The organism is Pseudomonas sp. GLN_2 (assembly GCF_043106005.1).
Classification (GTDB): Bacteria; Pseudomonadota; Gammaproteobacteria; order Pseudomonadales; family Pseudomonadaceae; genus Aquipseudomonas; species Aquipseudomonas alloputida.
In genome coordinates this window covers 48,801-60,339 of the sequence record NZ_JBICMC010000026.1, presented here as the reverse complement: position 1 = coordinate 60,339, position 11,539 = coordinate 48,801, and the positions used below count along the sequence as shown (strand labels likewise).

The following is an 11,539-nucleotide window of genomic DNA, read 5'->3' as shown; positions in this document are numbered from 1 at the left end:
ATGCCTTACGCCAGCCTCGCTTGCGGCTTGAGCCGCACGTATAGGGTTTTATCGACCCGCGCCACCAACTCGCCGGCGCCATCGCGGATATCGACCTGCAAACGCGGCAGGCATTTCTTGCCGGTGGCGGCCTGCTGGCGGATTTCCTGCAGCAGCGCATCATCGACGTGGAATTCGGCATACACAGGGCCTTTGCCCGGCGAGATGAAATCGATGCTGGCGGCCTTGTCCCAGACGATGTAGTCACGCCCCAGCTGCTCGATCAACAGCAGCATGTAGAACGGATCGACCATGGCATACAGGCTGCCACCGAACTGGGTACCGACGTAATTGCGGTTCCAGCGAGTCAGTTTCATCGCCACCTTGACGCTACGCAGGTCCGGGCTGATGTGCTGCACACGGATACCGGCACCCAGGTATGGTGGGTAGAGGTTCAGCATCCAGCGCAGCATGCGCGCCCGACGCGCCAGTTTACGCGGGTTGCTCATGCCTGGCCCCGCGGATCAGGACGGGTGCCCAGGCCCATGGCCTGGCGGGCGAACCAGCTTTTTGCCGGTGGCAGCAGGTCGAGCCCGAGCAGGCCAAGGTTGCGCCCGGCCGTCAGCAACGGCTGATTGCTGCCGAACAGGCGGGTGACCTGGTCGGAGAAGCCGATGGTCATCGCCTGGTCCAGGCGCTGGCGCTGGTGATAGGCCTGCAGCGTGGTCAGGTCGCCAGGCTGCTGTGGGCCCGCCAGCAGCGCTTCGGCCAGAGCCTGCACATCACGCAACGACAGATTGAAACCCTGGCCCGCGATGGGGTGCAGGCTGTGTGCTGCGTTGCCCAGCACCACCAGGTGCGGCCGCACCTGCTCCTGGGCCTCGATCAAGGACAGCGGGTAGAGGTGCCGTGCGCCTACCTGGCGCAGCGCGCCCAAGCGGTAGCCGAACACCCCCTGCAGTTCGCGCAGGAAGCTGCGCTCGTCGATGTCGGCCAGGCGCCGCGCATCCATGCCCTGGCGGGTCCACACCAGTGCGCAGCGGTTTTCCGGCAACGGCAGCAAGGCCATGGGGCCCTCTTCGGTGAAGCGCTCGAAAGCCTGGCCGCCGTGGGCCTCACCCGGGGTAATGTTGGCGATCAACGCGCTCTGCTGGTAAGGCGTGTGGCGTACATGGATACCCAACTGCTCGCGCAGGCCAGAGCGGCCACCATCGGCCAGTACCGCCAGGTCACATTCCAGCTGGGTGTCGTCGTTCAGCAGCAGGCGGTAACCGCGTTCGATGGCCTGCATCGAGGTCACTTCGGCCGGGCAGCGCCAGCTCACCACCTCGCTGTCCAGCCCTTGCCACAGGCACTGGCCGAGCCAGGCGTTTTCCACCACGTAACCCAGCGCCGGTACGCCCTCTTCCAGGGCATCCAGGCGGGTGGCGCCAAAGCGACCACGGTCGGACACGTGAATCTGGCGAATAGGCTCGGCGCGGCGGCCGATGACCTGCCACAGGCCCAGTTGCTGATAAATCTGCTGGGTGCCGAAGGACAATGCCGACGAGCGCGCATCGTAGCTGGGCTGGTAGCTGTCGCCGGGGGCGAACGGCTCGATCAGCAGGATCTTCCAGCCGCGTGCCTTGGCGCCGGCCTGCAGGGCCAGCGCCAGGCTTGCGCCAACCAGGCCACCGCCGATGATCGCCAGGTTTACCCGGCTCATGCCACGGCCTTGCGGGCAGCCTGCATCAGCGCCTCGATCTCGGCGACAGTACGCGGCACGCCCGAAGTCAGGATTTCACAACCTTGCCTGGTCACTACCACGTCGTCCTCGATCCTTACCCCAATGCCGCGCCACTTTTTGGCCACGGCCTGATTGTCGGCGCCAATGTAGATACCCGGCTCCACGGTCAGCGCCATGCCGGGTTCCAGTACCCGCCACTCGCCGCCCACCTTGTACTCGCCCACGTCATGCACATCCATGCCCAGCCAGTGCCCGGCGCGGTGCATGTAGAAGGCGCGATACGCTTCGCTGTCGATCAGCGCCTGCACATCACCTTCGAGCAAGCCCAGCTCCACCAGGCCCGTGGTGATGACCCGCACGGTCGCCTCATGGGCGTGGTTCCAGTGCTTGCCGGGGGCTATTTCGGCAAACGCCGCCGCCTGCGCCTTTAGCACCAGCTCGTAGATGGCCTTCTGCTCGGGCGAAAACCGCCCACTGACCGGGAAGGTGCGGGTGATGTCGCTGGCATAGCAGTCGATTTCGCAGCCGGCGTCGATCAGCACCAGGTCGCCATCCTTGAGCGGCGCATCGTTCTGTTGATAGTGCAGGATGCAGCCATTGCGCCCGGCCGCAACGATCGAGCCGTAGGCCGGCATCTTCGCCCCGCCCTTGCGGAATTCGTAGTCCAGCTCGGCTTCCAGGCTGTACTCGTGCAGCCCGGCGCGGCAGGCCTGCATGGCCCGCACATGGGCACGCGCAGAAATGTCTGCAGCAGCACGCATCACCTTCACTTCCGCCGCCGATTTATACAGGCGCATATCATGCAGCAGATGATCCAGCGCAACGAACTCGTTCGGTGGCTGGGCGCCCAGGCGTGCCTTGGAGCGGATCACGTTGATCCAGTCCATCAGCCGGCGGTCGAACTCCGGGTTGCTGCCCATGGCGCTGTAGACCCGCTCGCGGCCTTCGATCAGGCCAGGCAGGATTTCGTCGATATCCGTGATGGGAAAGGCATCGTCAGCGCCGAAATCGCGCACCGCCCCTTCCTGGCCGGCCCGCAGGCCGTCCCACAGCTCGCGCTCGGGGTTGCGTTCACGGCAGAACAGCACGTATTCGCCATGCTCGCGCCCTGGAATCAAAGCAATCACCGCCTCGGGCTCCGGGAAGCCGCTGAGGTACTGGAAGTCGCTGTCCTGGCGGTACACGTGCTCGACGTCGCGGTTGCGGATGGCAACCGCAGCGGCGGGCAGAATGGCAATGCTGTTGGGGACCATCTGCGCCATCAGCGCCTTGCGCCGACGGGCATACTCGGCCTTGGGAATGTGGCTCATGGGCAGACTACCCCTGGTTGATCAGTGCAGCGAGGGCTTGGGTGCGGGTGCGGCCGGCTTGGCCAGTTCGGAGAACAGCAGCAGGGGCGCTACACGCAGGTATTCCATGACTTCCATGTAGTCGCTCTCGCCGTCTTCGGACTCTTCGAGCGCTTCCTGGACCTGCGAAATGGCCACCAGGTCCTGCAGCACTTCCTTGGCCTCATCGGACAAGTCCTTACCGCCAGCGTTCAGGCCGAAACCGGTCACGAAGCCTTGGCACCACTGGCCCAGCGCGGTGGCGCGGTCGCTCAGTGCAGCATCATCGGTAGGCAGCAGCAGGACGATCGCCATGTCGTCGCTGGTCAGCTCGCCCTTGACCATTTCCTGCAAGCCGACCAAGGCGTTGCGGACACTGTCACCAGGCTCGATTTCCAGCAGTTGGGCGGCATCGGCCAACCAGGCATCGGCATCGAAGCCGGCGCCGGCGCAGCTGCGGCCAATCAGCAGGCCGTGCAGTTCGGCCGGGGTGACAGGATGGCCATTGCTCGAGAGCAGCATGGCGAAAGCGTTGTAGGGCGATTGAGTATTGGGCATGGGCAGCTAGGCGCCAGACGGCGCAATGTCTAGAATGAAGACCTTGTATCCTAGCACCGGCAGGCGCGCCAAGACCATCGGCACTGGCCGTTGCCGCCCAGGGAGAGGCATCATCGCCAGGTGACTCAACGACGGAGCGAATCGAGTGCAACCCACGCAAGAGAACGACCTGCAGGCACTGATGAGCCGATTCGAGTTGCTGATCGAACGCGTCGAGCAACTAAAACGGCAAAATGCACTCCTAGTAGCTCAGGAAAAATCCTGGCGCGAAGAGCGCGCCCACCTTATCGAAAAGAACGAGATCGCCAAGCGCAAAGTCGAGTCGATGATTTTACGCCTCAAGGCTCTGGAGCAAGACTCATGAGTTCAAGCAATAGCGTCACCGTGCAGATCCTCGACAAGGAATACTCGATCATCTGCCCGCCGGAAGAGCGCAACAACCTGGTCAGCGCTGCGCGCTACCTGGACGGCAAGATGCGCGAGATCCGCAGCAGCGGCAAGGTGATCGGTGCCGACCGCATCGCGGTGATGGCGGCGTTGAACATTACCCACGAAATGCTGCACCGCCAGGAAGACCGCAACGATGCGCCGGTCAGCGGCACAAACCGCGAACAGGTGCGCGACCTGCTGGATCGGGTAGATAAGGCTTTGTCCGACGACACGGATACCAAAATCGGCTGAGATTGGTATACTGGCGCCACTCCCTGGGGGATGCGCCAGTCGGTTATGTCCCTGAGCCGATACGCACAACCACGGGGGTTGCACGCTGGGGCCGGTGTGCATGTCCGCCCGACGGAAAGCCTTAACGCCCCCTGCAATCTCCACCTTGAACTTTCGGGTTCAAGGGCTACACCGATAGCGGTCTTATCGGGGAGCCTGAATTTTCTTGCCCGCCCCCAAGGCGGGCAATTCGTTTTGGCCGACTTTATTCAAGCTTTGTACGACGATTCACCGCGCAGGCACTGTTCGTACCAAGCCAGCACATCTGGGATTGCCCGTGCCATGACCGAAAACGTGCCGCTCACCCGCCCACAGCTTCGTCGCCTGCTTCGCAATGCCCGCCGCGCCCTTACCCCTGCCCAGCAACGCCAGGCCACCCTCGGCCTGTACCGCCAACTGGCGCAACACCCCTTGTTCCGCCGCGCCCGCCACATCGCCCTGTACCTGCCCAACGACGGTGAAATCGACCCTCGCCTGCTGATGCGCGAAGCCCAGCGTCGCGGCAAGTGCACCTACCTGCCGGTGCTGCACGCCTGGCCGCGCACGCGCATGGTGTTCCAGCGTTTTGAGCAGGGTGAGAAGCTCAAGCCCAACCGCTTCCGTATTCCAGAGCCGATTATCGATCGCAAACGCCAGCGGCCGATCTGGGCGCTGGATCTGATTCTGCTACCGCTGGTCGGTTTTGACGAAGCGGGCGGCCGCTTGGGTATGGGCGGTGGCTTCTATGATCGCAGCCTGGCCTACCAGGCGCGTCGGCAAACCTGGAAAAAACCGTTGCTGCTGGGGCTGGCACATGAATGCCAGAAGGTCGAGCGGCTGGCGCAGGCCAGTTGGGATGTACCGCTGAAGGGCACGGTCTCGGACCGTGGCTGGTACCTGGCGCCACGTTGAGCGGCGCCAGCGGGGGGTATCAACGTTGTGGCTGGCTGGCGTCGACCGGCATCTGATAGGCGTTGTCCAGCTTGCGCTCCCAGAACCCTTGCGCATAACCGGTAGTGACCACACCCAGGCCGAAAATGAACACCAGGATCCACAGCAGATCCGGCTTTTTACGTTGATTCATCGAAGATTGCCCCCCAGGCAAACTGTTCAGTACTCGGCGATATTCTGGGTACCGCCGGCGCACGCGCTTTAAACGGGGCGCATTTTCCGACAACATGCGTCCGCACGCAAACCTTGACGCCAACCGGCTGTCGGTTTCGTGCAACAGGTTATTTCAAACCTTTTCAGGAGCAGCATCCATGGCTTACTGGCTGATGAAATCCGAGCCCGACGAGCTCTCCATCGAAGCCCTCGCACGCTTGGGCGAAGCGCGCTGGGACGGCGTGCGCAACTATCAGGCGCGTAATTTTCTGCGGGCCATGAGCGTGGGTGACGAATTCTTCTTCTACCACTCCAGCTGCCCGCAACCCGGCATCGCCGGCATTGCCAAAATCACCCGCGCGGCCTACCCGGACCCGACCGCGCTGGACCCGGAAAGCCATTATCACGATGCCAAGGCCATGATCGACAAGAACCCGTGGAGCGCGGTGGATGTGGCCCACGTACAAACCTTTCCAAGGGTGCTGGAACTGGGGTGGCTGAAACAGCAGGCCGGTCTGGTCGAGTTGCCCCTGGTGCAAAAAGGCAGCCGCCTGTCGGTCATGCCGGTAACGCCCGAGCAATGGGCGGTGATTGTCGCGTTGCGCTGAATACGCAGCTAAGGTCAAGGGCTTGACCGATATCAACACGCCACATATGGCCGCCAGGCATGATGTACTGTGCATGACCGCAAGGATGCAGAACGATGAACCGATACGCCCCTAGAATCTTCGCCACTGCACTGATCGCACTGCTCGCTGCGGCCGGCGGGCTGGGGTACTGGAAGTCGCTTCACGACCAGTTGCCCGAAGGCCTGAGCATGGGCAACGGCCGCCTTGAAGCCACCGAAGTGCAGATCGCCAGCAAGATCCCCGGTCGCCTGGCCGAAGTACTGGTCGATGAAGGCGACAACGTGACCCGTGGCCAGCTACTGGCACGCATCGACACACGCACCATGGAAGCCCAGCGCAGCCAGGCCGAAGCCGAAGTGCTGCGCGCCCGGGAAAACTACGCCGCCGCCCAGGCCACCGTGCAACTGCGCCAGAGTGAACTGCTGTTGGCCAGCCAGGAGCTCAAGCGCGTACGCGAAATCTTCCAGCGCAAGTTCGCCAGCCAGCAGTTGCTCGACCAACAGCAGGCGCGCTTTGACACGGCCAACGCAGCAGTAGTCGCTGCCCGCGCCCAACTGGCAGCGATCAAGGCCGCCATTGGCGCCGCCGAAGCCCAAGTGGCGCAGCTCACCAGTGAAATCGACGACAGCAGCCTGCGTGCGCCCATCAACGGCATCATCCAGCTGCGCCTGGCTGAACCCGGTGAAGTGCTGGGTGCCGGCGGCCGTGTGCTGATGCTGATCGACCCCAGCGACCAGTACATGAACCTGTACCTCCCGGCCTCTACCAGCGGCCGGCTGACCGTAGGCGATCAGGCGCGCATCGTGCTCGACGCCCTGCCCGAGCGCGCGCTGCCGGCCAAGGTGGCCTTTGTCGCAGCCAAGGCCCAGTTCACCCCCAAACAGGTGGAAACCCGCGACGAACGGCAAAAGCTGGTGTTCCGGGTCAAACTGCGCCTGAGCGACCCAGGCGCCGTGCCGCAAGCCAAACCAGGCATGCCAGGCGCCGGCTATGTACGCACGGCTGAGGTGGACTGGCCGGCCAACCTGCAATGAACGCCCCGGCACTGCTGGCCGAAGGCATCAGCCACCGTTACGGCGACGTGATAGCCCTCCACCCACTAGGCTTCAGCCTCCCTGTGGGTACCCGCTGCGCGCTGATAGGCCCTGACGGGGCGGGCAAATCGACCCTGCTGGGGCTGATCGCCGGCGTGAAACGCCTACAGCAGGGAGAACTGCAGGTGCTGGGTGGCTCGATCCGCCAACGCCGCCATCGCACGGCGCTCTACCCCAAAGTGGCATTCATGCCGCAAGGGCTGGGCAACAACCTGTACCCGGAACTGTCGATCAGCGAGAACATCCGTTTTTTTGCCACCCTGTTCGGGTTGGGCCGCCGCGAGTGTGAACAGCGTATGGCCAATCTGTTGCAGGCCACCGACCTGCAGCGCTTTGCCCAGCGCCCGGCCGGCAAGCTGTCGGGTGGCATGAAGCAGAAGCTGGGCCTTTGCTGCGCACTGATCCACGAGCCAGACCTGCTTATCCTGGACGAGCCGACCACCGGCGTCGACCCGCTGTCGCGGCGGCGCTTCTGGGAGCTGGTTGAACAGGTTCGCGCACAACGCCCGCAACTGACCTTGCTGGTGGCTACCGCCTACATGGAAGAAGCCGAACAGTTCGAGCATTGCCTGATGCTCGATGGCGGCCGGCTGCTGGCCGCCGGCCCCAGCCACGAACTGGCTGCAGTCACCCCGAGCGGCAAACTGGATGATGCCTTTACCCACTACCAGGGCGCGGGCAAGGCGCAGCATCAACCACTGGCAATCCCGCCGCGCCAAGCCACGGACGGCCCGGTCGCCATTGAGGCACACGACCTGACCCTGCGCTTCGGCGACTTCACAGCGGTGAACAAGGTCAGTTTCGCCATTGGCCGCGGGGAGATCTTCGGCTTCCTGGGTTCCAACGGTTGCGGCAAGACCACCACCATGAAAGTGCTCACCGGCCTGATGCCGGCCAGCGAGGGCAGCGCCAGCCTGCTGGGGCGCCCGGTGGACGCCAGCGACCTGGCCACACGCAAGCGGGTCGGCTTCATGTCGCAGAGTTTCTCTCTGTATGGCGAGCTCAGCACCCGGCAGAACCTGGCCCTGCATGCCCGCCTGTTCGACTTGCCCAAAGCCGAGAGCGCCCAGCGCATCGATGAGCTGATCGAGCGCTTCGACCTCGCCGCTATCGCCGACCAACCGTCTGGCGCCCTGCCCCTTGGTTTGCGCCAGCGCCTGTCGCTGGCAGTGGCGGTTCTGCATCGCCCGGAAGTCTTGATCCTCGACGAACCGACCTCCGGCGTCGACCCGGCCGCCCGCGACGACTTCTGGCGCCTGCTGGTAGAGCTGTCCCGCGAGCAGGGCGTGACCATTTTCCTCTCCACCCACTTCATGAACGAAGCCCAGCGCTGCGATCGTATTTCGCTGATGCACGCCGGGCGGGTGCTGGCCTGCGACACGCCCGATGCCCTGCAGCACCAGTACCAGGGCGACACGCTGGAAGACGCGTTCGTCCGCTGCCTGGAACAGGCCCAGGAACTGGCCCCAGCCGCCACCGACAGCAGCGTGCTGGAACAGGCGTCCACCCCCACCCTACCGCTGCGCCAGGGCTTCAGCCTGCGCCGCCTGCTGGCAGTGGCCGGCCGTGAGGGCAAGGAGCTGCTGCGCGACAAGGTGCGCCTGGCCTTCGCCTTACTGGGTGCACTGTTCATGATGGTGATCTTCGGCTACGGCATTTCACTGGATGTGGAAAACCTCGCCTTCGCCGTGCACGATCAGGACCAGAGCCCGCAAAGTCGTGCCTACCTCGAAGCCTTCCGTGGCTCACGCTACTTCGCCGAACAGGCGCCGATCCGCGACAGCAGCGAGCTGCACCAGCGCCTGCAACGCTCGGAAATCAAACTGGCACTGGAAATTCCGCCCGGCTTTGGTCGCGACCTGTACGCAGGACGCCAGCCGGTGGTGGCTGCCTGGCTCGACGGTGGCATGCCGTTCCGCGCCGAAACCAGCCGCAACTACGTGGAAGCCGTGCACCAGGCCAACCTGGAGCAACTGGCAAAGGCCAGCCCACAACCGCAGCCACGCCAGGACCCGGTGCGCCTGGAAACGCGTTTCCGCTACAACCAGGATGTGGTCAGCGTGAACGCCATCGGCCCGGGTGTGATGGCACTGATACTGGCCTTCATTCCGGCCATGCTCACGGCACTGGGCATCGTGCGCGAGAAGGAGCTCGGCTCCATCACCAACTTCTACGCCACACCCCTCACCCGCCTGGAATTCCTGCTTGGCAAGCAGATGCCCTACCTGGCTGTGAGCCTGGTCAACCTGGCGCTGCTGGTGGCGATGAACCGCTGGCTGTTCGCCGTACCGCTCAAGGGCAGCGTACTGGCTTTGGCATGTGGCGGCGTGGCCTACCTGCTGGCAACCACCAGCCTGGGCCTGCTGATTTCGGCATTCACCCGCACCCAGATCGCCGCCATTCTCGGCACCATGATCATTACCAGCCTGCCGACCATCCAGTTTTCCGGGCTGATCGTGCCACGCTCGTCGCTAGACGGTGCGGCAGCGGTAATGGGCCAGTTGTTCCCGGCGGGCTACTTCCTCGACATCGCAGTCGGCACCTTCACCAAGGCGTTAGGCCTGCGCGAGTTGTGGCCGCAGTGCCTGATCCTGCTGAGCTTCTTTGCCGCGTTCACCGGCCTGAGCCTGGCAATGCTGAAAAAGCAGGAGGCCTGACATGTCGCGCCTGAACCACACCCTGCGCCTGGGCCTGAAAGAACTGACCAGCCTGCGCCATGACAGCGTCCTGCTGCTGTTCCTGCTATATGCCTTCAGCGTGGCGATCTACATGCCGGCAGCCGGCTCGGTGATCGGTGTACACAACGCCAGCGTGGCGGTGGTGGATGAAGACCATAGCCTGCTCTCGCGCAAGCTTAGCGAAGCCCTGCAACCGCCCGAGTTCCAGCCAGCCGTGCCGCTGCCTCCGCAGCGCCTGGACCAGGCCATGGACAGCGGCCAGTACACCTTCGTCATCAACATACCGGTGAACCTCCAGAGCGACCTGCTGGCCGGGCGCTCGCCGGAGCTGCAGATCAATGTCGATGCTACAGCCATGAGCCAAGCGTTCATGGGCGCCGGCTACATCGGCCGCATCTTCGAGCGCGAGCTGCTCGACTACAGCCAGCGTGGTAACGAGCAAAGCCCGGTGCTGATCAACCCCAAGGCGCTGTTCAACCCCAACCTGGAGGGGGGCTGGTTTCTAGCCGTGATCCAGATCGTCAACAACATCACCATCCTGGCGATCATCCTCACCGGTACCGCGCTGCTGCGCGAGCGTGAGCATGGCACCCTCGACCACCTGCTGGTGCTGCCGCTGACCGCGCTGGAGATCATGCTGGCCAAGATCGGCAGCAATGCGCTGGTGGTGGTGATCTGCACCTGGATTTCGTTGGTGGTAGTCGTCAAAGGTGCACTGGGCGTGCCGTTGTCTGGCTCGATGGGGCTGTTTTTGGCCGTGACCGCGCTGTACCTGTTCGCCAGTACATCGCTGGGCATTTTCCTCGCCACCCTGGCGCGCTCGACGCCGCAGTTCGGCCTGCTGGCGATCCCGGTGATCATCCCGATGCTGTTGCTGTCCGGCGGCAGCACACCTCTGGACAGCATGCCGCAGTGGCTGCAGTGGGTGATGCAAGGGTCACCCTCAACGCACTTTGTCAGCCTGAGTGCCGCAATCCTGTTCAGGGATGCCGGGTGGGCGGTGGTATGGCCGGATATCCTGGCGCTGGGCCTGATCGGCCTAGTGTTCTTCAGCGTGGCGCTGGTACGGTTTCGTCGGAGCCTGGCGTCTTGAAGGCATGCGCGAGCGTCCGCCGAAATTGGAAAACTGGCACAAAGACAAAGGGCGCCTTTCGGCGCCCTACTCACAGACAGGTCGACTTGTCATCGCCATATACCTGCCCGGCTCTGTAATTGCTGGTCGAACCAGGATCCTCAGAGTCTTACAAGCCCCTTGCGGGAACAGGCTGATTATCACGCCTCGAGCGTAACATTGACAACAGACCGCTCTGTTGCTGGATGTGTGAAACCCAGCGTAAAGCCAACTGCAGCCCTCACGGCGGCGAAATGCTCTGGCCGCATTGTAAAGGTCATGTATTCCCGACCTCTTCCTTGCCGCGATTTGACCCGACATCTGTCCAATCTGGAGGTAGCCACCGTGTAGATCATGTCGCACTTGGCCCAGCATGTCAGGGCCGAACCCGGCAGATAACTCGGCAGCACAACGTGATGCCCTGCCATGTGATCCGGTGCAGTGGTACTCAACGGGACTATCGTCACTAACTGGCGATTTTGACTGTGCTTGCGAAGAACGACCACGGGACGCACCTTGATCATTTCAGGCACTTGAAAGCCTGAAAAGTCGCACATCAGTACAGTCGCCTCTTTCGGCTGGTACTTCAAAGCCATTGCCAACACTCTCGAGCAACTGAAGACAAGGCACAAT

At 63.3% G+C, this 11,539-nt stretch carries 13 protein-coding genes and 1 other RNA gene; 8 read left to right on the top strand and 6 right to left on the bottom strand.

Annotated elements, in window-relative coordinates; genetic code table 11:
- Nucleotides 1-5 precede the first annotated feature (5 nt).
- From ACF8Q6_RS07390 to ACF8Q6_RS07375, 4 genes are read right to left on the bottom strand one after another with little or no spacing between them, the layout of a single operon-like run.
- A complete protein-coding gene (locus ACF8Q6_RS07390; protein WP_003253696.1) occupies nt 6-488 on the bottom strand; it encodes a DUF4442 domain-containing protein in 483 nt (160 codons plus the stop codon).
- Nucleotides 485-1,684: a 2-octaprenyl-6-methoxyphenyl hydroxylase gene (gene ubiH, locus ACF8Q6_RS07385; RefSeq protein WP_392491990.1), complete on the bottom strand. Its 1,200-nt coding sequence runs from the start codon at nt 1,682-1,684 to the stop codon at nt 485-487. The genes ACF8Q6_RS07390 and ubiH overlap by 4 nt, the downstream gene beginning before the upstream one ends.
- Complete coding sequence (gene pepP, locus ACF8Q6_RS07380) at nt 1,681-3,015, bottom strand: Xaa-Pro aminopeptidase (protein WP_392491988.1); 1,335 nt, start codon at nt 3,013-3,015, stop codon at nt 1,681-1,683. The genes ubiH and pepP overlap by 4 nt, the downstream gene beginning before the upstream one ends.
- 21 nt (nt 3,016-3,036) lie before the next feature.
- Nucleotides 3,037-3,591, bottom strand: coding sequence for a YecA family protein (locus tag ACF8Q6_RS07375; protein WP_010955725.1), 555 nt, complete (start codon nt 3,589-3,591; stop codon nt 3,037-3,039).
- A gap of 181 nt (nt 3,592-3,772) precedes the next feature.
- Here ACF8Q6_RS07375 and ACF8Q6_RS07370 point away from each other — a divergent pair, with 181 nt between their 5' ends.
- From ACF8Q6_RS07370 to ACF8Q6_RS07355, 4 genes are all read left to right on the top strand, one after another.
- Complete coding sequence (locus ACF8Q6_RS07370) at nt 3,773-3,955, top strand: TIGR02449 family protein (protein WP_029886233.1); 183 nt, start codon at nt 3,773-3,775, stop codon at nt 3,953-3,955.
- Complete coding sequence (locus ACF8Q6_RS07365; RefSeq protein ID WP_003253687.1) at nt 3,952-4,272, top strand: cell division protein ZapA; 321 nt, start codon at nt 3,952-3,954, stop codon at nt 4,270-4,272. The genes ACF8Q6_RS07370 and ACF8Q6_RS07365 overlap by 4 nt, the downstream gene beginning before the upstream one ends.
- 17 nt (nt 4,273-4,289) lie before the next feature.
- A non-coding RNA gene (ssrS, locus tag ACF8Q6_RS07360) (6S RNA) lies at nt 4,290-4,469 on the top strand.
- 124 nt (nt 4,470-4,593) lie between these two features.
- Nucleotides 4,594-5,202, top strand: coding sequence for a 5-formyltetrahydrofolate cyclo-ligase (locus ACF8Q6_RS07355; RefSeq protein ID WP_392491987.1), 609 nt, complete (start codon nt 4,594-4,596; stop codon nt 5,200-5,202).
- 19 nt (nt 5,203-5,221) lie between these two features.
- Here ACF8Q6_RS07355 and ACF8Q6_RS07350 read toward each other — a convergent pair whose 3' ends face one another.
- Nucleotides 5,222-5,374, bottom strand: coding sequence for a hypothetical protein (locus ACF8Q6_RS07350; RefSeq protein WP_003253683.1), 153 nt, complete (start codon nt 5,372-5,374; stop codon nt 5,222-5,224).
- Between the two features lie 178 nt (nt 5,375-5,552).
- On the opposite strand from ACF8Q6_RS07350, the gene ACF8Q6_RS07345 reads away from it, so the two are divergent.
- The 4 genes from ACF8Q6_RS07345 to ACF8Q6_RS07330 all read left to right on the top strand — a co-directional run bounded on the left by ACF8Q6_RS07345 (nt 5,553) and on the right by ACF8Q6_RS07330 (nt 10,888).
- Nucleotides 5,553-6,002, top strand: coding sequence for an EVE domain-containing protein (locus ACF8Q6_RS07345; RefSeq protein WP_392491986.1), 450 nt, complete (start codon nt 5,553-5,555; stop codon nt 6,000-6,002).
- A 95-nt stretch (nt 6,003-6,097) separates the two neighbouring features.
- Nucleotides 6,098-7,057: an HlyD family secretion protein gene (locus ACF8Q6_RS07340; protein WP_003253678.1), complete on the top strand. Its 960-nt coding sequence runs from the start codon at nt 6,098-6,100 to the stop codon at nt 7,055-7,057.
- Nucleotides 7,054-9,774 (top strand): ribosome-associated ATPase/putative transporter RbbA, encoded by a 2,721-nt coding sequence (gene rbbA, locus ACF8Q6_RS07335; RefSeq protein WP_014754796.1) that lies wholly within the window; start codon nt 7,054-7,056, stop codon nt 9,772-9,774. Before ACF8Q6_RS07340 ends, rbbA begins: the two co-directional genes overlap by 4 nt.
- A gap of 1 nt (nt 9,775) precedes the next feature.
- The gene (locus tag ACF8Q6_RS07330; RefSeq protein ID WP_392491985.1) at nt 9,776-10,888 is read left to right on the top strand and encodes an ABC transporter permease; all 1,113 of its coding nucleotides are present in this window, start codon (nt 9,776-9,778) and stop codon (nt 10,886-10,888) included.
- A gap of 179 nt (nt 10,889-11,067) precedes the next feature.
- On the opposite strand, the gene ACF8Q6_RS07325 is transcribed toward ACF8Q6_RS07330, so the two are convergent.
- Nucleotides 11,068-11,502, bottom strand: a complete 435-nt coding sequence (locus ACF8Q6_RS07325; RefSeq protein ID WP_392491984.1) for a type II toxin-antitoxin system PemK/MazF family toxin — start codon at nt 11,500-11,502, stop codon at nt 11,068-11,070.
- Nucleotides 11,503-11,539 lie beyond the last annotated feature (37 nt).

What these genes read in the sequence shown, in the direction of transcription:
- ACF8Q6_RS07390 (WP_003253696.1), bottom strand. Translation starts at nt 488, where the DNA reads ATGAGCAACCCGCGTAAACTGGCGCGTCGGGCGCGCATGCTGCGCTGG.
- ubiH (WP_392491990.1), bottom strand. Translation starts at nt 1,684, where the DNA reads ATGAGCCGGGTAAACCTGGCGATCATCGGCGGTGGCCTGGTTGGCGCA.
- pepP (WP_392491988.1), bottom strand. Translation starts at nt 3,015, where the DNA reads ATGAGCCACATTCCCAAGGCCGAGTATGCCCGTCGGCGCAAGGCGCTG.
- ACF8Q6_RS07375 (WP_010955725.1), bottom strand. Translation starts at nt 3,591, where the DNA reads ATGCCCAATACTCAATCGCCCTACAACGCTTTCGCCATGCTGCTCTCG.
- ACF8Q6_RS07370 (WP_029886233.1), top strand. Translation starts at nt 3,773, where the DNA reads ATGAGCCGATTCGAGTTGCTGATCGAACGCGTCGAGCAACTAAAACGG.
- ACF8Q6_RS07365 (WP_003253687.1), top strand. Translation starts at nt 3,952, where the DNA reads ATGAGTTCAAGCAATAGCGTCACCGTGCAGATCCTCGACAAGGAATAC.
- ACF8Q6_RS07355 (WP_392491987.1), top strand. Translation starts at nt 4,594, where the DNA reads ATGACCGAAAACGTGCCGCTCACCCGCCCACAGCTTCGTCGCCTGCTT.
- ACF8Q6_RS07350 (WP_003253683.1), bottom strand. Translation starts at nt 5,374, where the DNA reads ATGAATCAACGTAAAAAGCCGGATCTGCTGTGGATCCTGGTGTTCATT.
- ACF8Q6_RS07345 (WP_392491986.1), top strand. Translation starts at nt 5,553, where the DNA reads ATGGCTTACTGGCTGATGAAATCCGAGCCCGACGAGCTCTCCATCGAA.
- ACF8Q6_RS07340 (WP_003253678.1), top strand. Translation starts at nt 6,098, where the DNA reads ATGAACCGATACGCCCCTAGAATCTTCGCCACTGCACTGATCGCACTG.
- rbbA (WP_014754796.1), top strand. Translation starts at nt 7,054, where the DNA reads ATGAACGCCCCGGCACTGCTGGCCGAAGGCATCAGCCACCGTTACGGC.
- ACF8Q6_RS07330 (WP_392491985.1), top strand. Translation starts at nt 9,776, where the DNA reads ATGTCGCGCCTGAACCACACCCTGCGCCTGGGCCTGAAAGAACTGACC.
- ACF8Q6_RS07325 (WP_392491984.1), bottom strand. Translation starts at nt 11,502, where the DNA reads ATGGCTTTGAAGTACCAGCCGAAAGAGGCGACTGTACTGATGTGCGAC.